The organism is Virgibacillus oceani (assembly GCF_014638995.1).
Lineage (GTDB): Bacteria > Bacillota > Bacilli > Bacillales > Amphibacillaceae > Virgibacillus_E > Virgibacillus_E oceani.
This window is the reverse complement of record NZ_BMFR01000026.1, coordinates 1-20057: the sequence shown is the minus strand read 5'-3', so window position 1 is coordinate 20057 and position 20057 is coordinate 1. Positions and strand designations below refer to the sequence as shown.

The window sequence follows — 20057 nt, the reverse complement described above, 5'->3', positions numbered from 1 at the left end:
ACTATGAACCCTGTTTAACGGATTTATCTATCAACATAAATCTCTTTGCGACCGTCATCTTCATTAAAAATTTGTTCTGCCACAATTTCCGGTCCTTTTAAACCGGTGGCATCTTTTACATGTGTTGAGTTGTCCCAGAATGGTGTGTTCATTCCCCCCATATATACAGCGGTTATTGAGAACGATTCGTTTTCCCATTCTTTTTGCAGGCTTTCCGTAAACCCTCTGACAGCGAATTTGCTTGCACAATAGATTGATTCGTTTACTTTTCCACGCAGTCCTGCTGTCGAAATAATGGTTAACATGCGTCCTTTATTTTTGCGAATTAATGGTAAGGCAGCCTGTACAGTTAGAATGGTTCCTTTAATATTCGTATCAAGAGTTTCGTCAATATCTTCAATGGAATAATCTTCTGCCGGCCCAAATATACCAATGCCAGCGTTGTTTATAAATACATCCAATTCTCCCATTTTTTGAAAAGCAATACTGACAGAGGCTGGTTCGCGTACATCGCATAAAACAACCTCCGCCTTTTTGCCATTCGTAAAAATTTCCTTTTGGACAATGTGCAATTTAGTATCGTTTCGACCTAATAAATATACATTATATCCATTTTTTGCATACTTAAGGGCAAGAGCTTTCCCCAAACCGCTTCCTGCACCAGTTATTGCAACATTTTTCATGAAAATTCCCCTTTTATCAAACTAGTTTTGGTGATACTTATCATTTCCATTGTCTTAAACTATTGATAAAATGTAAAATGAAAGGTAAGGGGAGAGTGAACAAATGGATTATCGATATAGTGACTATTCTGTCGAGCAATTACGGCAGGAAATTGGCCGATTAAAAGAAAAAGCCCAAAAAGCTGAGCAGCTTGGCAATATTAGTGAGGTCGCAATCAATGAACGTAAAATGCAGGTTGCGATGGCATATATGCTAAACCCTGAGGATTTTCATGCTGATGATGTACATCAAATGACTGGTGATCCAGGACATACATTTAAAATAAATTATATCAATGGAGTTTTTGCATGGGGTCATCGGATCAATCTATTGGATGAAACATATGAAAAAGAAGAAGCAATCCCAATTTCGATATTGGGAGATAAGGTTAAATAGAGATACCAGATTGGATAAGATTACAAATGAATATAGTTACTGCTAAAAAAGCGAGGGATATAACCTCGCTTTTTAAATTGGGCTGTCTCCAACCAGCAGTTTGTTCTGAAGCTTTTGCTCAGAAAATATCCAGCCTGTATAAGAACTCATGATATGCATATTATCATCAATGTGTACAACCGCTACAAATGGATAATGTCCTTTTGAACGGTAACGCAAGTCGATGAAGCGTACCTCTGTAAAATCATCATAATCGCTAATTTCCCAGCGGTAAACAGGTGAGAATGACAAAAATGCCGCCACATTATGATCCTCTTTTGCCAGATTAATTAAAGGTGAATCAGGAAGCGGAACCTTTTCAAATTCATCAACGATTTGAATATGCCCATTCTCTACCGAACCAACATAGAATTTGGCATCCGTTGTAATCGCAACCCGCCATTCATTCTGTTTGATCGTAGGCGATGTTGCAATTTTTTCTGTAGTTGGGAAATGGTCATGAATCTTTTTGACTATTTCTCTTTTATCAATATAGCGTTTGATATAATATAATAAAATCACCGTGTAAATGATTAACCATGTGTACCCGGGGTCTGCCCCAAGGATCCAGGCAATAATACCGGCCACATGCAAACTGAATATAAACGGATCAAACGTATTAATAAAACCATGTGCTATCCACTTATCCGTAAATGGACGATAGGCTTGTGTTCCATAGGCGTTAAATATATCAACTAGTACGTGAATAATCACGGCTAAAAATGTCCATGCCCAAAGATGCAAAAAGTCTACGTGCGGTACAAATGCATGAATTACAGATGATACAGCAATTCCCCACATTAAAACAGCGGGAACTGAGTGCGTAACACCACGGTGATTTCGTATATAAACTGCATTATTTTTGAATTTTAATATTGTATCAAAATCCGGTGCCTGAGAACCTGCAATTGTTCCGACAAGCACTGCATTGAATAGGGTAGGATCGCTGTTTACTACAGGGTCTAATGTTGCCAGCCCGCCTAATGCAATCCCCATGACCACATGGGTACCTGTATCCATAATGAAGATCCTCCTTCGACTATGCTGCGTGATCTGCAAGATAGAAAGGTTTATTTTGCTAAGTTTACTTGAGTCAAAAGAGTGTTTTCGCTGCTAGAATTAATTTTGAATTTGTGATATGTTTTGACTCAGGTAATTGTAACATAAAGGATGAATAAGATTGATTGAAAACAAATTACAAAATGTTAACATTTATCAATTTCAACAAGATTTGCTGAATTGGTACGATACAAATAAACGTGATCTTCCGTGGAGAGAAGATCAGGATCCATATAAAATTTGGGTGTCCGAGATTATGCTCCAACAAACAAAAGTTGACACGGTAATTCCTTATTTTCATCGGTTTATTACTAAATTCCCAACACTTCACGATTTGGCTGAAGCTGACCAGCAAGACGTTTTGAAAGTATGGGAGGGTCTAGGTTACTATTCCCGTGCACGTAATTTACAAAACGCTGTAAAGGAAGTGGTTGCTGCATACGGTGGCGAAGTGCCCCATACACCAAAGGACTTGGGATCACTAAAAGGTGTTGGCCCATATACAAAAGGTGCAATTCTCTCCATTGCTTACAACCAGCCTGAACCCGCAGTTGACGGCAATGTCATGCGTGTACTGGCAAGGGTGTTAAAAATTGAAGACGACATAGCAAAGCCCAGTGCCAAGAAACAGTTTGAAAACTATGTGCGTGAACTTATATCACAAGATGATCCTTCTTCATTTAACCAAGGAATTATGGAGTTGGGCGCACTTATTTGTACACCTAAAACACCTATGTGTATGTTTTGTCCAGTCCAACAGCATTGCAAAGCTTTTGCTGAAGGAATAGAGGAAGAACTGCCAATAAAATCAAAAGCAAAAAAACAAAAGAAAGTTCCTTATGCAGCACTGCTCATTAAAAACGAAAAGAACCAATATGTGATTGAAAAACGATCAGATAACGGGCTTTTGGCAAGTTTATGGCAATTTCCGATGGTTCCAATTGATGAAATTGGATTCGACCATCTTGAAAACTGGGTACACAGTGAATATGGTGTGAAAATTACGTTAGGCTCCAAAGCAGGTAATTTGAAGCATGTGTTTTCTCATTTGATTTGGCAGCTCGAAATATACCAGGCAAAAACGATCCAAAATCAATTATATGATCAACGATTGAAGTTTGTTGATAAGGAAGGATTGGAATTGTATCCATTTCCCGTATCCCATCAAAAAATGATGAAGTTTATTTAAGTGGACAGAGGGACAGTCCCCGTGTCCCACTGTCTTTTACTCTCTTTCTTTTATTTCTTCATTAATTCCTTGTAATATGGCAAGTCCCTCGGCATTAACGTATGGGAGGAGCTGTGACAATGCGTGCTGAAAATACTCAAGTTCTTCGTCATCCCATCGGCGTTTACTCATCATTGATAATTCTGTAAAATCACGGATCTGAATCATGTTGAATCCTTCCCACTTTCCATTAGACAGTACTTGTCCTCATAATTTATGTAATTTCACTTTTTTTATTCCATATTTACATTTTATTCCAATGAAAGATAATTTTAACTCTATTTATGTTGGATAACTTTTATTGAAATGGAGAAATTAATTATTGCGGAGGTGATAATGATGGCTAAAAAACCTAACCAAACAACTTCTGGTACTAACGTTCAGAAAGTAAGACAACAGAACCAACAAGCTGCTCAAGGTCAGCAATCTCAAGGTCAAGGGCAATTTGGTACTGAATTTGCTTCTGAAACAGATGCTCAAGAAGTAAGAAAGCAAAATCAAAAATCTCAGCAAAATAAGAAATAACGATATCTACCCCGATTTTCAACAAGAAGAGTTTCCTGCCAAGGAAGCTCTTCTTGTGTTTTTATTACCATAAAACAATTGGACAGCTTAATTACTTTATATTTAGCTTTATTGTCGTTATAATATAGGAAATAGTTTGCATATAAAAATTAAAATAAATTGAAAGGGAGATAGCATGGCTGGTCCTAAAACAGGTTCAAAAATTCAAATTCACAGCTACAAACATGATGGACATTTGCACCGTGTATGGGATAACAGCCTAGTCTTGAAGGGTACTGAATCCGTTGTAATTAGTGCTAATGACAAAACCCTGGTTACAGAAAGTGACGGGAGAACATGGGTGACAAGGGAACCCGCGATTAGTTATTTTCACTCTCGGTACTGGTTTAATATTATCGGAATGCTGAGGGATGATGGGATTTATTACTATTGCAATATAAGTTCCCCATTTGTTTATGATCATGAAGCGTTAAAATATATCGATTACGATTTGGACGTGAAAGTATTTCCTGACATGACGTACGATTTACTGGATGAAGATGAGTATGATGTACACAAAATAAAAATGAATTACCCGGAAGTATTGGATCGTATTCTGCATAATAATATAGAATATTTACTGCGATGGGTACGACAGCGGAAAGGACCATTTTCACCAGACTTTGTCGATCAATGGTATGAGCGTTATTTAACATACCGCTAAAATAGTAAAATGTAAGAAGTACGTAATAGTGGTTATGATAATAATGATGAAATCCTAATTATGAACCTTGTTACAAATGTAGCAAGGCTTTTCTATTCACTTATATAGTAAAACGAGGTAGATGCATTTATGAATAGTATTAAACAATATATGCAATTTGTAAAACCGTATAAATGGAAAATTTTATGGACTGTGCTGATAGGGATTGTAAAATTTGCCATTCCATTATTATTGCCGTTAATTTTAAAATATGTCATTGACAATATCATTGCTGCAGAGGATATGAGTCAGTCAGATAAAATTAGCGAGCTCTTCTGGATTATGGGAGGAGCATTCGTGGTTTTCCTTCTATTGCGTCCTCCAATAGAATATATTCGACAATATTTAGCGCAATGGGTAGGGAATAAAATCCTTTATGACATACGTGACAGACTATTTGATCATATTCAAAGGTTAAGCCTGAGATTCTATTCTCAGACAAAAACCGGCGAAATTATTTCCCGGGTAATACATGATGTCGAACAAACGAAAACATTTGTTATAACTGGTCTGATGAATATTTGGCTGGATATGATCACGATATTAATCGCTATTGGCATTATGCTGACCATGGACGTATGGTTGACAATTGTTGCCATAATTCTCTTCCCATTGTATGGATTCTCCGTAAAATACTTTTATGCAAAATTGCGTCGATTAACGCGTGACCGTTCGCAAGCGTTAGCCGAGGTTCAAGGGCATCTTCATGAACGGGTTCAAGGCATGCCTGTAACAAGAAGCTTTGCATTAGAAGATTATGAACAAGGGCAATTCAATACACGAAACGTTAACTTTTTAGACCGTGCAATTGAGCATACGGATTGGAACGCAAAAACATTCGCAGTTACGAATACGATAACCGATTTAGCACCTTTATTAGTAATTGCTTTCGCTGGTTATCAAGTAATTAATGGCGATTTGACAATGGGTACGATGGTTGCATTTGTCGGATACATGGAACGCGTTTATAGTCCATTGCGCCGTTTGGTGAATTCTTCAACGGTACTAACTCAATCGATTGCTTCTATCGACCGTGTTTTTGAATTCCTGAATGAAAAATACGATATTGTTGATAAGAAAAACGCAAAGGTGCTTGACCGGGTTGATGGAACTGTAGATGTGGAGAACGTTACTTTTAAATACGATGATAATGAAGCAAATGTATTAAAAGATGTGTCATTGCATGTTAAAAAAGGAGAAACGATTGCCTTTGTAGGAATGAGTGGGGGAGGAAAGTCAACTTTAATTAGTTTAATCCCAAGGTTTTACGATGTTACAGGCGGTTCGATTAAAGTGGATGGTTACGACATTCGAGATGTTAAAGTGCGCTCTTTGCGTAACAATATTGGTATGGTATTACAGGATAACACATTGTTCTCAGAATCCATCGCCATGAATATACGAATGGGGAATCCGGAAGCATCGGACGAAGAAGTCATAGCAGCAGCACAAGCGGCTAATGCACATGGATTTATTAAAGAACTGCCACATGGCTATGATACATTAGTGGGAGAAAGAGGAGTCAAATTATCCGGAGGGCAAAAGCAGCGCATTGCAATCGCCCGTGTATTCTTGAAAAACCCGCCAATCCTGATTTTCGACGAAGCAACATCTGCACTTGATTTAGAAAGTGAACATACGATTCAGGAAGCAGTAGAGAAATTGGCATCTGATCGAACGACATTTATCGTTGCCCATCGATTAGCAACCATTACACATGCCGATCGCATCGTTGTTATTGAAAATGGTGAAATAAGTGAAATTGGTTCTCACGAAGAATTGATGATCCGTAAAGGCAGCTATTATGATTTATATCAGGTACAGAATTTGGATAAGCCTGAGCATATTGGAATGAATTGATATAAAAAACTCCCCCTTTGGTGGAGTTTTTTATGTATCAACCGGAGAGGAGGAACATCAACCGGAGAGGAGGAACATCAACCGGAGAGGAGGAACATCAACCGGAGAGGAGGAACATCAACCGGAGAGGAGGAACATCAACCGGAGAGGAGGAACATCAACCGGAGAGGAGGAACATCCCCGAAACCCTATCCATACAAAAAAGCACTCCCCAAAAAGGAGAGTGCTCTGCATTAAATCTACTTTCCAGCCATCGCAGCAAATGCATGACCGACTGCTTCAATTGTCTGATCAATATCAGCTTCTGTATGTTCCGTAGTTAGAAACCATGCCTCATATTTTGAAGGCGCTAAATTAATCCCTTGATTTAACATGAGTTTAAAAAAATTGGCAAAAGCTTCTCCATCACTTGCTTCTGCTTGATCGTAGTTGGTAATTTCGCCATCGCCAAAATATATGGTCAGCGCACCGCGAAGTCTATTCACTGAAATGGGAACTCCCGTCTCAGAAGCTTTCTCTACTATTCCTGCTTCTAATCGTTCACCTAGACGCTCTAATTTCTCATAAACGCCTTCTTGCTTTAATACTTCCAAACATGCTATTCCTGCTGCCATTGATGCAGGGTTGCCGGCCATCGTTCCTGCTTGATAAGCTGGTCCAAGTGGTGCAACCTGCTCCATAATTTCCTGGCGTCCACCATAAGCGCCAATGGGTAAGCCTCCACCAATGATTTTGCCCATAGCAGTCATGTCAGGTTCGATGCCATAGACCTGCTGTGCACTTCCATATGTAAAGCGGAATGCGGTGATAACTTCATCATAGATGACTAATGCTCCAGCACTATGTGTAATATCATTTATCGCTTGCAGGAATCCTTCGTGGGGCTCTACGATACCAAAATTGCCAACAATCGGTTCAACTAAAACAGCAGCGATTTGTTCACCCCAGTGTTCAATTGCCTCTTTAAAAGCATCAAGATTATTAAAAGGAACCGTTATAACATCCTCTGCAACCGATTGTGGAATACCTGCTGAATCTGGTGTACCAAGTGTTGCGGGACCAGAACCTGCCTGAACTAAAACAGCGTCAAAGTGGCCATGATAGCAGCCGGCAAATTTGATTACTTTTGTTCGGCCAGTATAAGCACGTGCTACACGAACCGTTGTCATAACTGCTTCTGTTCCTGAATTAACAAAACGAACCTTATCAAGTGAAGGGATTGCTGATTTCAGCATTTCAGCAAATTTATTTTCTAAACTTGTCGGTGTACCGTATAAAGTACCATTTGTTGCTGCATGGGAAATTGCCTCTGCAATATGTGGATGGGCATGGCCGGTAATAATGGGACCGTATGCTGCCAAATAATCGATATATTTGTTACCATCGACATCCCAAAAATATGCACCTTTTCCATGTTCCATATAGACAGGTGATCCGCCTCCTACAGCCTTGTATGCCCGTGATGGAGAGTTAACACCACCAACAATATGCTTAAGTGCCTCTTCATGTAAACTCTCAGATTTTGTGAAATCCATATTTATCAATTGCCTCCTAAAGTAAAAAAATCACTGTGCCAATTCTACATTACTCTTTTCAGTTTAGCCGTGTATACATTTCGTATGAAGATAAAATTTATCAGATGTATGACGAAAAAGAATGAAATAATCATCACACTTGGCATAATTACGGATGAAGCAATCATGTTTTGTAATGCTTTAAAAGCAAAGCTTGCATGTACAACTGCGACACAAAACGGAATAAAGAATAAAAATCCGAGCTGTCTAGTCGCTATTTTCTTCATTTCTTTATCCGTAAATCCTATCCGATATAAGGAGTGGTAATAATGTAAATCCTTGTCCATGTCCTGATACATTCGAAAATATAATATTGATCCAGCTGCTAAAAAGAATAACACACTTATAAATATACCAAAAAAGAACAAATAGGACAGACCTTCTTTCATCATTAAATAGTATTCTGCCTTCGAATCCGGATGGGCTATCTTTCTGTCTACGTGGCTAAATATCTGTGAAATATCTTCTTTATGGGCTTTCCAATTAGGAATCTCCATAGCATAATTAGAATAAACTTCATTAGCTTCTGCAGTCTGGAAAAACTTCTTAAACATGGTATCGGAAACAACTACATCAAATGTGGTATATATATTTTGATTCAAACCTAATTTTGCAGCATTTGTTTTAAAGGTTGCTGAATTGTTTTCTGATTTAATCGTAAGTTTCCCTGGTAGAATTTTTTCATCATCGGGTAAGGCAAATTCCTGTTTTGAAATGACCATTTCATCATCATCTACTTCAAAGGGAACGCTATGACCATGAAGTCTAGTTATAGCTGCATAATCCGAATACGAATAGATTTGAACCCATACTTCATCCCAGTTCTTGTCATTACTATAAATCTGTGCCTGTGTTGTTCGAATCAATTTTGAATCAAACGCTATACCTTTTTCCTGGAATGCGTTTTCGACAAGGTCAATCTCTTTTTCGATTTTATCTGCATTCTCATTTCCTTTACTATTCAAGGTGGCATCCTGAGGAACAAAACGCTTGGCTTCATCCTCTACACCTTGAAACAATCCATATAGGACACCAGATGATGTGAATGCTACTGCACTCAAAATAGCCACAATAAACAATGTTCTGGAATTATCCTTCAGCTTATAGGCTAATTCAGAGACGGTAAGCAAATTTAATTTGTTATAATAAAATCCGTTTTTCCGCTTTAAAAGAGTTATAAATGCAATACTAAATTGAGTAAAAAGAAAATAGGTACCAGGTATGACAAGCATCAAAATTGGAACCATATAAATTATAATAGTCATTACGTTCGCTGTATACGCAAGGTAATACCCCGATCCAATCAATCCAATTCCCAATAAACTTAATATCCATGAAAACTTTGGGGTCTTTTTCGGACCTTTAGCTCCACGGAATACTTCCATAATTGAATTCGTCCTTAATGTCCAGACAACTGCTAAAGAATTCACCTCAAACATAATAAAAAATAATATAACAGTTATTCCGATTGCTTTTAACGATAAGTAAAAAGGCAGAATTTGATCCAGCCCAAGAATCTGCTGGAAAATCATTAAAAATAATTTCGTCAATAAAGCACCTAATAATAATCCCGCAGCAATTGATGTTACACCGATAATCGTATTTTCCAAAATAAGCATACGATTAAGCTGCGACTTACTAATTCCTAGTGTTGTTAGTACCCCGTATTGTTTCTTACGGGAATTAATAAACGACCCAGTTGAAAACAGAACAAACAAAAAAGAGAAAATATAAATAATTGCTTCTGATAAAAGGATTCCACGCTGGACAACATCACGAAATTCGGCTTCTTGTATATCAGGGTGGAAAACAATTACTGCGTACATAAAGAAAACCGTTACCGCAAACATACAGCTTAAGAAATAACTTAAATATTGTCTTGTATTTCGTTTAACATTGTTAAATGCGAATTGTTTGAAAGTCATCCATATTTCCTCCCAAAAGTGATTGCACATTTAAAATGTCCTGAAAAAAGCTTTGCCGATTTTCACCTTGGTGAATTTCATTAAATAATTTCCCGTCTTTTATAAAAATCACTCGGCCGCAAAAGCTGGCAGCAAATGGGTCATGCGTAACCATAACAGTTGTTGTTCTGTGTGTCTGCTGTAATGCGCTAAGTGATTCCATTACCTGCAATGATGCCTTGGAATCCAGATTACCGGTTGGTTCATCCGCAAAAATAACCGTCGGATCATGAATAATTGCCCGAGCAATTGCCGCCCGCTGCATTTGCCCTCCGGAAACCTCGTATGTACGCTTATTAATGATCATATCAATACCAAGCTGTTTTGTAACAATGACCAGCTTTTTCTCCATTTCCTTCACTTTTTCCCCCTGAAGTGTTAATGGGAGCAGGATATTTTCGCCAATTGTCAGTGTATCCAGAAGATTATAGTCCTGAAAAATAAACCCCATTTCCCGTCGCCGGAATTTTGCTAATTTATTTTTAGATAATGATGTTACCACTTCACCGTTAATGATTACTTTTCCGGATGTAGGGTTATCAATTGTCGATAAAAGATTCAGCAGAGTGGTTTTACCGCTTCCAGACGGCCCCATAATCCCAAGGAACTCCCCTTTTTCAACGTCTAATTGGAATTGATGTAAGGCTTCCTGTTGAATTCCTCGCTTGCCACCATATATTTTTGTTAAATTTTCTGCTGCTAAAACAGACATTGCGTTTCCTCCTAGAACCTGTATTCACTATTTTATTCTCCCTTAAGTCTATCTAATTATAGCAATTTTACCTATCGCATTATCTTTCAAATGAAAAAAGAAACCTTACATGTTTGTAAGGTTGGGATTAGTAATGGTCAATCGTATTCACAAATGTAATTGTTACAGCAGTTCCAATATCTTTTTCCGATGAAATGTTAATCTCATGGCCAAGTGCGTGACATATTTCTTTAGATAAATATAAACCCATTCCAGTTGATTCGCGGAACGTCCTGCCATTTAATCCAGTGAAGAATGGATCAAAGACACGTTTTAAATCCTGTGACGGGATACCGTGACCATTGTCTTGTATCTGGAATTTTAATTGTTTTCCGTCCATGCTGGCAGTAAAATATATCTTCCCTGATTCATCTTTGGAATATTTAATAGCGTTGGAAATCAATTGGTTCAGGACGAAACGAAACCATTTCGGATCTGTTGCCACAATCAGACCTTCGTCAACCAATAATTCCGGAAAAACGTTGTTTCGTATAAAGCTTGATTTGAATTCTTTAATGGAGTCTTTGACCATCGTTTTAAGGGAAATTTTTTGGACATGAAAATCCCGATCGAACTTTTGCAGACGTGATTGATATAGTGCCAAATCCAGCCCTTGCTGCATCCGTTCAATTTCCTCTTGCATATTATGGACAAAATGCTCCGGTAAATTCATTTTCTCCTTCTGCATGGATAAATGCATAACAGATACTGGGGTCTTCATTTGATGGACCCATTGCTGTATAAAGTTAAACTCCATTTGTTTGTGCTGTTCAAGCTGTTCGATTTGCTGGTGATAATAATTGTATTGCATGTCATGTTGATGTTTAACATTTTCCATCATGATATTTGGTGGTTCGGGAAACCAGGCATGATCCGTTTCTTGGGATAGGTTATTAAAAACGGTATAGAAATCTTTAAATTTGTAATAACGAAATCCAAGAAAAACAATGAGAAAACAGGTAGGTAATAGAAATAAATAAAAAACCATTCCTTTTCCCATTGGGTTTCCCGTACTTGCGACAGCTAGTTGAACAGTTAGGATAATCAGGACGCACTGTGAATAAAAAAATAAGATAAATGGAAGGCTGTCCTTTAAAAAACTTTTCATTACGTACCACTCCATGTATTTACCATTTTATATCCCGCACCACGTACCGTTTGAATACTATTTTCAATTCCGATATCCTCAAGCTTTTTGCGTAGCCTAGTGATGTTAACCGATAGTGTGTTATCATCTACAAAATGCTCGTCATCCCATAACATTTCAAGTAAATGGGTTCTGGATAAGACTTGATTTAGTTGATCCGTGAATGCCTTTAAAAGTACAAATTCATTTTTCGTGAGCACAGCTGCATCTTCTTTATACTTAGCTTCCATAGCGGTCAAATATAATACGAAACCATCTATTTCAACAAAATCAGCCTGTTTTGACACAGCATATTCACCGTAAATTCGGCGCATGATTCCCTTTATTTTTGCCTGGACAACATCAAAGTTGAATGGTTTTGTAATATAGTCATCGCCGCCATTCTCAATCGCCATTACCTGATCCATCCCGGAATCACGGGCTGAAATAAAGATTATTGGGCAATTTGATATGCTGCGAATTTGCCGGCACCAATAAAATCCATCATACCTCGGCAGATTAATGTCCATTAAAACAAGATGTGGGGTCAGTTGTTTAAATTCACCAATAATATTATCAAAAGCTTTTACAATCGTTACGGTATACTCATATCTTTCCAAATAGTCCTTAAGTAATCCTGCAATTTTCGGATCATCTTCAACTAAGTAAATCTGTTTCATCAAAAACAGCTCCTTAACTTTCATAATCCTATCCTATAATATTAATGGCAAAAAATAAATGACAAGCCATCCATCTTACAAGCATATATATATATGGAACGAATTTGGATTGAAGGGGATTTAATGTCTATCTTTTCATGGATAATACTTGCAGCTATATGTATAGTGATTGTGACTAGTATTATTGGCTTTATCCGCGGAGGTAAGTTCCGTTTTCAGGTTGAAATGAGAGAGAGCCGGTTTTCCGCAGAAATATTTTATACATTGCTAATTTTGTATAGTGTCGTCATTATTGGGTTTGGTCTGATATATTTTATATTGTCGTTTCACAATATTATGTTAGTGGAACATGGTGAATTGCGGCAGGTTAGTGTGCTTGGCTCTATTATTCACACATTTTATTTTAGCGGGGTAACCCTTTTAACAATTGGATATGGTGACATCACGCCAATCGGAATAGGACGCTTTATTGCACTTATTGAGGCGTTAATCGGCTATGTTCTGCCGACTGCATTTGTGTTAAAACTAGTTCAGCATACCGCGCGAAGCAGAGGTAATGAATAGCCTGCTAACTTCTGTTATAGTTAGCATATAAGAATATTTGGTATGGAGGTTATAATGTGACAGTTGAAGCAGGCAAAAAGGCACCACAATTTACATTGCCGAATCAATCAGGTAAAGAGGTTAGTTTGGCAGATTTTAAGGGACAGCATGTTGTGCTCTATTTTTATCCAAAAGATATGACACCCGGCTGTACTACGGAGGCTTGTGATTTTCGTGATCAGCACGAAAGCTTTGCTGAACTTGATGCAGTGATAATTGGCGTAAGTCCGGATCCGGTTGACCGTCATCAAAAGTTTATCGACAAACATGATTTGCCTTTCCTATTGTTAGCAGATGAAGACCATAAAGTTGCTGAAGATTATGGAGTATGGAAGCTGAAGAAAAACTTTGGTAAAGAATATTACGGAATAGAGCGCTCTACATTTATCATTGATAAAGAAGGTAATCTGCAAAAAGAATTTCGCAAGGTAAAAGTAAAAGGACATGTGGAGGAAGCATTAACATACATTAGGGAAAATTTATAAGGATGAATTAAGGCAGTCTTAATCATATGAGGCTGCCTTATTATGTAGTTTCCGTAGACTGCGACGTAATGAAATGCTTAGACTACCGTTCTGGAAATACACTAATGTGATATTTTATAACTTCATACGTTTATGGTGATGAGGAAATAAAAAAAGCATATTCATACCTGCGGGGCAAAAGAGCAACGTAAAATGAAAAATTTACGTCTCGGTTTACGTCTTTTGTGTCAAAACACCAATCTATTAAATACATCAAATCGTAAAGGGGGAATTGTTCAGTGCATGATCCGCGTCTGAAAAAGTTAGCATATCAATTGCTAACACATTCATTAGCTATGAAAGAAAATGAAAAAGTACTTATTTCAGGCAGTACGAATGCAAAACCGCTAATCAAGGAATTAATTAAAGCGGCATATGATTTAAACGTACTGCCATATGTTGATCTAAGGGATGATGAAATCAATCGGCTTTTCGTAACCGGCGCCAAAAAGGAACAGATTCAATTAATAAATAAGTGGAACTTACATAAATATCAGGATATCGATGCATTTGTTCAAATTGTCGGTGAAGAAAATGACTCAGAATTTATTGATGTGCCACAGGAGCAATTTCGTATGTCGGGAAAGGAAATGAAAGCATCACAAGACTTTCTTGTTGATAAGCGGAAGTGGGTATTACTCAATTATCCAACAAACGGATTTGCGCAAAAAGCCAGAATGAGTTATGAGCGATTTTATGATTATTTTATTGACGTATGTACAATCGACTATGCGAAAATGGAAAAAGCTCAAGGAGCACTGAAGGATATGATGGAGAAGACAGATAAAGTACATATTACAGGACAAGGAACTGATTTAACGTTTTCCATTAAAGATATTCCAGCAGTCATATGTGCCGGAGAATACAACATACCAGATGGAGAAGTGTATACTGCACCAATTAAAAATAGTGTAAATGGCACTATTAAATTCAATACACCATGTCCATATCAGGGGAATGTGTTTCACGATGTTGCATTAACATTTAAAGATGGAAAGATTGTTGCGGCAACAGCAGATAAGCCAGATCAGCTCAACAAAATATTAGATACGGACGAAGGTGCACGTTATGTTGGAGAATTTGCGATTGGGTTAAATCCCAAAGTTACCGACCCAATGGGTGATATTCTTTTTGATGAAAAAATTGCGGGGAGTCTGCACTTCACACCAGGCGCAGCATATGATGATGCGGACAATGGTAATGATTCTGCAGTACATTGGGATATGGTATTAATTCAACGCCAGGAATATGGCGGTGGCCAATTATATTTTGACGATGTATTGATCCGTGACAATGGAATTTTCGTAGTGGACGCGTTAAAGCAGCTGAATCCAGAGAATTTAATGAAATAAGTGAATGATTTACTGAGAAAACCTTCCAATTCGTACGTTGGGAAGGTTTTTTGTTATATAAAACTAGTTTTCGGAATAGATATAAGTAACACTTGGACGCATACTAGTCTTTCTTAAAAGGAGTGGTAAACATGGAAGCGTGGCAAAATATAAGAATAAAAACTGTCTCTCGCAAACGCGGCATGCTGTATTTCATAGCGAAACGAATAATAGACATTGTCGTGAGTACTGTTTTGCTAGTTCTCGTTGCACCATTGCTAGTGGTAATCAGTATTATCATCTATAAACAAGAAGGTGGACCGATCCTATATAAAGAGGCACGTATTGGCAAACACGATCGGCCGTTTATTTTATGGAAATTCCGTACAACTACAATTCCTTCTAAAGTAATCCGCGCATTTCCGCCACATCCATTTCCAAATAAATGGTCGGAGGGTGTTCCGAATGAATTTGTTTATCGGAACAACTGCACAGCAAGTATGACGAAGACCGGAATCTGGTTAAGAAAATATCGTTTCGATTTAATCCCTGAATTTATCAACGTTCTAAAAGGTGATATGAGCTTGGTTGGACCACAACCGGAAACACCTGAAATAGCAAATTATTATAATCAAAATCAACGAAATCGTCTAAACATGAGGCCAGGAATTACAGGCTATGCCCAGGTTAATGGGAAATCGGAATACAATCATCATGATAAAAAAATAGCCTATGATCTTTACTATATTAAGAACTGTTCGATTCGATTTGATATAACAATTTTCTCCCAAGCAATTTCACGTCTAATTAAAAACAAATAACGCAATCTATGTTCAACAAACGGAAAAACGTATACTATAGTATATAGTAATAATTTTGTAAGGGGGCAGAGAAGGTTGTCGATTCTATTTACTGCGAAGTTATCAAGTAAGCATCAGACCAGCCTGACACAACGTTTTCCGGAACTATCATTCATTTTTTGCAATACTATGGATGAGGCGAAAAGGCATTTATCCACCTGTGAAATAGTAGTATCGTATGGCAGCGACTTTACGGAAGACATTATTAATCAGGCAAGTAACTTAAAATGGATCATGGTTTTGTCAGCCGGATTGGATCAGATGCCGTTCGAAGCAATTAAGCGCAGAGATATTGTTGTGACAAATTCACGCGGAATCCACAAAGTACCAATGTCTGAATACGCCATCTTTATGCTGCTGCAAGTATATCGGAACGGAAAACAGCTAATTGAAAAGGAGACTAGCAGCCATTGGGACGAAGCGGTAAGAATTCAGGAAATTACCGGGAAAACAATGCTGGTAGTTGGTGCAGGTGCAATTGGACAAGAGGTAGCTCGTTTAGCAAAAGCTTTTCGTATGAAAACAATTGGAGTTTCCAGAAGCGGCCGGTCCATCGAACATTTTGACGAGAATTATACAACAAATCAATTGGAGGACATGTTACCAGAGGCCGATTTTGTTGTATCCGTTCTTCCGAGCACACGGGAAACAGTAGCTTTTTATGCGTTTAAACATTTTGAACTGATGCCAGATCATGCGGTATTTCTAAATATGGGGCGTGGAAACGCTGTAAAAGGTGAGGATCTATTAAAAGCAGTTCGCCAGGGGGAAATTGCCCATGCCATATTAGACGTATTTGAAGAGGAACCATTACCAAAGGAAAGCCCACTTTGGCAGGAAGAAAATATTACGGTCACACCACATTTATCTGGTAAATCACGACATTATGTAACACGGGCATTAGAAATCTTTGAAAACAATCTTCATACGTATATGAATGGAAAAATGGATCTTATTAATAAAATTGACGTTACTAGGGGGTATTAGAGATGCGAATTTATACAAGATCAGGGGATAAAGGAACAACGTCATTGATTTATGGAAAGCGCGTACCGAAAAATGATTTACGTGTAGAGGCTTACGGAACATGTGATGAGGCGAATTCAATGATTGGTCTTGCATTAAGCTTTTTGGACAACGAAAAGTGGGAGGGAAAAGATGCGTTTTTAAAAACAATGCACCGGATCCAAACCATTTTATTCCACGTTGGTGCAGAACTTGCTACTCCGAGTGATAAGGAAGTTACGTGGAAGCTGAAGCACTCGCATATTCAGGAGCTGGAAGACCAAATTGATGAATGGGATAAACAGTTGCAGCCATTGAAAAACTTTATTTTACCTTCTGGCCACAGTACTTCAAGTGCTCTACACACAGCACGTACGGTTACAAGACGTGCTGAACGTACTGCGGTTGGGTTAGGGGACGAGGTGGTAAATCCACTTGTTGTATCGTATTTAAACCGATTATCTGACCTGCTATTCGTGGCTGCGAGGTATGTGAATCAAAGCTTGGATGGTGAAGAGATACCACTGCAGGCAGACGTTTAATTTAATAGAAAACAAGCAGTGCGTTTTAAAAATATAACGTATTGCTTGTTTTTTTGAATAGCAAAGAATACACAGCAAACACTAAAATGAATTAATAGTTATAATAATTCTCGTTACGCAATATACTTATATTGACAGGATACGGTTTGAACAGGTACACTAATTATAAAGATTATAAACTAATAATATTATTAGAATTGAAATATACGTATGAAAGTGGGGTGCATGGCGGTGTCTGAACAAAAGTTACGTGAAGCGATTGATACACTTAAAGAATCTGGGGTGCGCATTACACCACAACGTCATGCGGTTCTTGAATATCTTCTGAATTCCATGATTCACCCAACAGCCGACGAAATTTATAAAGCTTTAGAGAGTAAATTTCCTAATATGAGTGTTGCCACTGTTTATAACAATTTGCGGGTCCTAAAAGAGATTGGCCTTGTTCGTGAATTAACATATGGTGATTCATCAAGCCGGTTTGATTATAATACGACAAAGCATTATCACATAATTTGTGAAGAATGTGGCAAAATAGTTGATTTTCACTATCCAAGCTTGGACGAAGTGGAATCACTTGCTGAACAGGTGACAGGATTTGAAGTTAGTCATCACCGAATGGAAATCTATGGCAAATGCGATAGCTGTAAGAATGTTGAAACGCAAAAGCACTAATATTATTTATAAAAAATCCGGATGCTGGAAACGCAGCATCCGGATTTTTTTAATGGAAATTTTATTTCTTGCTGTTTTTTTGTTTTTCTCTTAGTTCTTTTCTATAATGTCTGCTATTATATCTTTCATCAAATTCTTTGCCTTCTAAATCCTTATCAAGTGTTAGCGTTTGTTTACAGTGCATACAAGCATCCACACGTCCAAGCATTTTCGTTGGCTTTTCACAGTTTGGACAAATGATAGGGATAGCTTTTGTTGATAGCATGCCAATCCAAAAATAAACAACACAGCTAAAAACAATAAGCAGAATACCTAAAATGAAAAATGTTGCCATAAGCCACGGGATCTTTTTCGTCAAAATACCACCGTACATTAAAAGGAATCCAGCAAATATTAAAAACAAAGCAAAGGAACGGATTTTATTTATTTTGCTCGAATAGACTAATTGCGCCATGTGTTTCCTCCTTATCTATTACATTGGCTAGTATAGCATAATTATATCAATTTTTTGTTGTAAAAAGGATTTCGTAGACGAATGTCGAAATATAATATAATATACAAGGTTATTGGAGGAATTCGTAAAATGGAAGATTTGTTGAGACCCATTTACCAGGAACGAGCAAGTGATTCTAACACACTAGGTGTATTGTTGATTGAAAAAACGAGACCAAACAGCCCAATTACAGATAACTTTGATGTGATATTACTTATAATAGTAGAAAAATCTGATATACAATGGCATGTAAAGCATTACGAATTTGACGATAAAACAGCTGCCATGCACATTGTTACGAATGAATTATTAAGAAAATGGATTGATACAAGCGGATATCGAAAGGCAATCGCATGGTTAACCTATGGGAAGGTTATTTTCGACCGCAATGAATATATAGCTGACTTTAAAGAACAAATACGCGATTTTCCACATGATAAACGGAATTTGCGAAAGGCAATTGAATTCGGCAAGCTTGTCAAAAGCTATAGTGAGGTGAAGGATCTTTATGAATCCTCCCAGTATAAGGATGCGTACAGCAGGATTGTTAATTCTCTGCATTATTTAGCACGATTAGCAGTTATCGAAAAGGGATATCATCCTGAAGTAACAGTCTGGAATCAGGTTCGTCAAATCGATCCGGAAGTATATAAATTATATGATGAACTTATTCAAAGCAATGAGGAATTAGACAAACGTGTTCAATTAATGATTCTGGCCACTGACTTTGTCATAAGCAACAGGGCAAGAGTATCTGCAAAACATTTGTTAGATGTTTTAAAGGAGAAGGATGAATCATGGTCCTATGGCGAATTAAAGGACCATCCTTTGGTAGAGCCATACGCACTTGATCTCACAGCGATGCTTGCATATTTAGTCGAAAAAGGCATTGTTCAAACCGAACGTTTAAGGACAAAGGGTACTGGGGTTTATCAAAGGAAGTATCGGATGGAAGAATAAGTCGATTTAGTTTCATATTTCCTGAGCAGTCTTTTATATAATCTGAGTTAATGATAATAGTAGGAGGGATTAAATTGATCGCCCTCCTCTAAGTACGTGATTTCAAATTTTGCAGTAAGTGTGCACTTTAGGCCCCGGTGTTTAGAAAACAGATATTTTTTATTTAAAAATATCGTTGACTTTGTATATTAACCGTGGTAAAGTTAAATGCGTCGCCAAGAAAGAACACGTTACGCGGCAACATGGCTTTAAAAAATATCAAACTTTTTGTTGACATGATTTTATCAGCATGATATGATATTAAAGTCGCCAAAAACGAGCGGCACTTGAAAATTTGCTCTTTGAAAACTGAACAAAACAACCAGTATGTCAAGAAAAACATTCATGTTTTTCGAAT

The 20057-nt window shown here is 37.6% G+C and carries 22 protein-coding genes; 13 read left to right on the top strand and 9 right to left on the bottom strand.

Features of this window, described 5'->3' with window-relative positions:
* Positions 1 to 23: 23 nt before the first annotated feature.
* The gene (locus tag IEV74_RS18340) at positions 24 to 683 is read right to left on the bottom strand and encodes an SDR family NAD(P)-dependent oxidoreductase (protein ID WP_188456817.1); all 660 of its coding nucleotides are present in this window, start codon (positions 681 to 683) and stop codon (positions 24 to 26) included.
* A gap of 103 nt (positions 684 to 786) precedes the next feature.
* Between IEV74_RS18340 and IEV74_RS18335 the strand changes: the two genes are divergently transcribed.
* Positions 787 to 1119, top strand: a complete 333-nt coding sequence (locus IEV74_RS18335; RefSeq protein ID WP_188456816.1) for a YfhH family protein — start codon at positions 787 to 789, stop codon at positions 1117 to 1119.
* A gap of 72 nt (positions 1120 to 1191) precedes the next feature.
* Here the strand turns inward: IEV74_RS18335 and IEV74_RS18330 are convergent, their stop codons facing one another.
* Positions 1192 to 2178: a metal-dependent hydrolase gene (locus IEV74_RS18330; protein WP_188456815.1), complete on the bottom strand. Its 987-nt coding sequence runs from the start codon at positions 2176 to 2178 to the stop codon at positions 1192 to 1194.
* Positions 2179 to 2332: 154 nt separating this feature from the next.
* On the opposite strand from IEV74_RS18330, the gene mutY reads away from it, so the two are divergent.
* Entirely contained in the window at positions 2333 to 3406 is a 1074-nt protein-coding gene (gene mutY / locus IEV74_RS18325) for an A/G-specific adenine glycosylase (protein ID WP_188456835.1), read from the top strand.
* Between the two features lie 36 nt (positions 3407 to 3442).
* Here the strand turns inward: mutY and yfhS are convergent, their stop codons facing one another.
* Entirely contained in the window at positions 3443 to 3613 is a 171-nt protein-coding gene (yfhS, locus tag IEV74_RS18320) for a mother cell protein YfhS (RefSeq protein WP_188456814.1), read from the bottom strand.
* A 171-nt stretch (positions 3614 to 3784) separates the two neighbouring features.
* Here yfhS and IEV74_RS18315 point away from each other — a divergent pair, with 171 nt between their 5' ends.
* From IEV74_RS18315 to IEV74_RS18305, 3 genes are all read left to right on the top strand, one after another.
* Entirely contained in the window at positions 3785 to 3970 is a 186-nt protein-coding gene (locus IEV74_RS18315) for a gamma-type small acid-soluble spore protein (RefSeq protein ID WP_188456813.1), read from the top strand.
* 175 nt (positions 3971 to 4145) lie between these two features.
* Complete coding sequence (gene ntdP, locus IEV74_RS18310) at positions 4146 to 4673, top strand: nucleoside tri-diphosphate phosphatase (RefSeq protein WP_188456812.1); 528 nt, start codon at positions 4146 to 4148, stop codon at positions 4671 to 4673.
* Positions 4674 to 4802: 129 nt separating this feature from the next.
* Positions 4803 to 6572, top strand: a complete 1770-nt coding sequence (locus tag IEV74_RS18305; protein ID WP_188456811.1) for an ABC transporter ATP-binding protein — start codon at positions 4803 to 4805, stop codon at positions 6570 to 6572.
* 239 nt (positions 6573 to 6811) lie between these two features.
* Here IEV74_RS18305 and IEV74_RS18300 read toward each other — a convergent pair whose 3' ends face one another.
* The 5 genes from IEV74_RS18300 to IEV74_RS18280 all read right to left on the bottom strand — a co-directional run bounded on the left by IEV74_RS18300 (position 6812) and on the right by IEV74_RS18280 (position 12667).
* Complete coding sequence (locus IEV74_RS18300) at positions 6812 to 8107, bottom strand: glutamate-1-semialdehyde 2,1-aminomutase (protein WP_188456810.1); 1296 nt, start codon at positions 8105 to 8107, stop codon at positions 6812 to 6814.
* Between the two features lie 44 nt (positions 8108 to 8151).
* Positions 8152 to 10071, bottom strand: a complete 1920-nt coding sequence (locus IEV74_RS18295) for an FtsX-like permease family protein (RefSeq protein ID WP_188456809.1) — start codon at positions 10069 to 10071, stop codon at positions 8152 to 8154.
* Positions 10046 to 10822 carry an ABC transporter ATP-binding protein gene (locus IEV74_RS18290; RefSeq protein ID WP_188456808.1) on the bottom strand — a complete coding sequence of 259 codons (777 nt, stop codon included), beginning with the start codon at positions 10820 to 10822 and terminating at the stop codon, positions 10046 to 10048. Before IEV74_RS18290 ends, IEV74_RS18295 begins: the two co-directional genes overlap by 26 nt.
* Before the next feature lie 127 nt (positions 10823 to 10949).
* The gene (locus IEV74_RS18285) at positions 10950 to 11969 is read right to left on the bottom strand and encodes a sensor histidine kinase (RefSeq protein WP_229683250.1); all 1020 of its coding nucleotides are present in this window, start codon (positions 11967 to 11969) and stop codon (positions 10950 to 10952) included.
* Positions 11969 to 12667 (bottom strand): response regulator transcription factor, encoded by a 699-nt coding sequence (locus IEV74_RS18280; RefSeq protein ID WP_188456807.1) that lies wholly within the window; start codon positions 12665 to 12667, stop codon positions 11969 to 11971. Before IEV74_RS18280 ends, IEV74_RS18285 begins: the two co-directional genes overlap by 1 nt.
* Positions 12668 to 12760: 93 nt before the next feature.
* Here IEV74_RS18280 and IEV74_RS18275 point away from each other — a divergent pair, with 93 nt between their 5' ends.
* The 7 genes from IEV74_RS18275 to perR all read left to right on the top strand — a co-directional run bounded on the left by IEV74_RS18275 (position 12761) and on the right by perR (position 18207).
* Complete coding sequence (locus IEV74_RS18275; RefSeq protein ID WP_229683249.1) at positions 12761 to 13231, top strand: potassium channel family protein; 471 nt, start codon at positions 12761 to 12763, stop codon at positions 13229 to 13231.
* A gap of 56 nt (positions 13232 to 13287) precedes the next feature.
* Entirely contained in the window at positions 13288 to 13755 is a 468-nt protein-coding gene (gene bcp, locus IEV74_RS18270) for a thioredoxin-dependent thiol peroxidase (protein WP_188456806.1), read from the top strand.
* Positions 13756 to 14033: 278 nt separating this feature from the next.
* Complete coding sequence (locus tag IEV74_RS18265) at positions 14034 to 15146, top strand: aminopeptidase (RefSeq protein WP_188456805.1); 1113 nt, start codon at positions 14034 to 14036, stop codon at positions 15144 to 15146.
* Positions 15147 to 15277: 131 nt separating this feature from the next.
* Positions 15278 to 15946: a sugar transferase gene (locus IEV74_RS18260; protein ID WP_188456804.1), complete on the top strand. Its 669-nt coding sequence runs from the start codon at positions 15278 to 15280 to the stop codon at positions 15944 to 15946.
* A 75-nt stretch (positions 15947 to 16021) separates the two neighbouring features.
* Positions 16022 to 16972 carry a D-2-hydroxyacid dehydrogenase gene (locus tag IEV74_RS18255; RefSeq protein WP_188456803.1) on the top strand — a complete coding sequence of 317 codons (951 nt, stop codon included), beginning with the start codon at positions 16022 to 16024 and terminating at the stop codon, positions 16970 to 16972.
* A gap of 2 nt (positions 16973 to 16974) precedes the next feature.
* Entirely contained in the window at positions 16975 to 17532 is a 558-nt protein-coding gene (locus tag IEV74_RS18250; protein WP_188456802.1) for a cob(I)yrinic acid a,c-diamide adenosyltransferase, read from the top strand.
* 225 nt (positions 17533 to 17757) lie between these two features.
* Complete coding sequence (gene perR, locus IEV74_RS18245) at positions 17758 to 18207, top strand: peroxide-responsive transcriptional repressor PerR (protein ID WP_373284371.1); 450 nt, start codon at positions 17758 to 17760, stop codon at positions 18205 to 18207.
* Between the two features lie 61 nt (positions 18208 to 18268).
* On the opposite strand, the gene IEV74_RS18240 is transcribed toward perR, so the two are convergent.
* Positions 18269 to 18661, bottom strand: a complete 393-nt coding sequence (locus IEV74_RS18240; RefSeq protein ID WP_188456800.1) for a YgzB family protein — start codon at positions 18659 to 18661, stop codon at positions 18269 to 18271.
* A gap of 129 nt (positions 18662 to 18790) precedes the next feature.
* Here IEV74_RS18240 and IEV74_RS18235 point away from each other — a divergent pair, with 129 nt between their 5' ends.
* Complete coding sequence (locus IEV74_RS18235) at positions 18791 to 19660, top strand: nucleotidyltransferase-like protein (RefSeq protein WP_188456799.1); 870 nt, start codon at positions 18791 to 18793, stop codon at positions 19658 to 19660.
* Positions 19661 to 20057 lie beyond the last annotated feature (397 nt).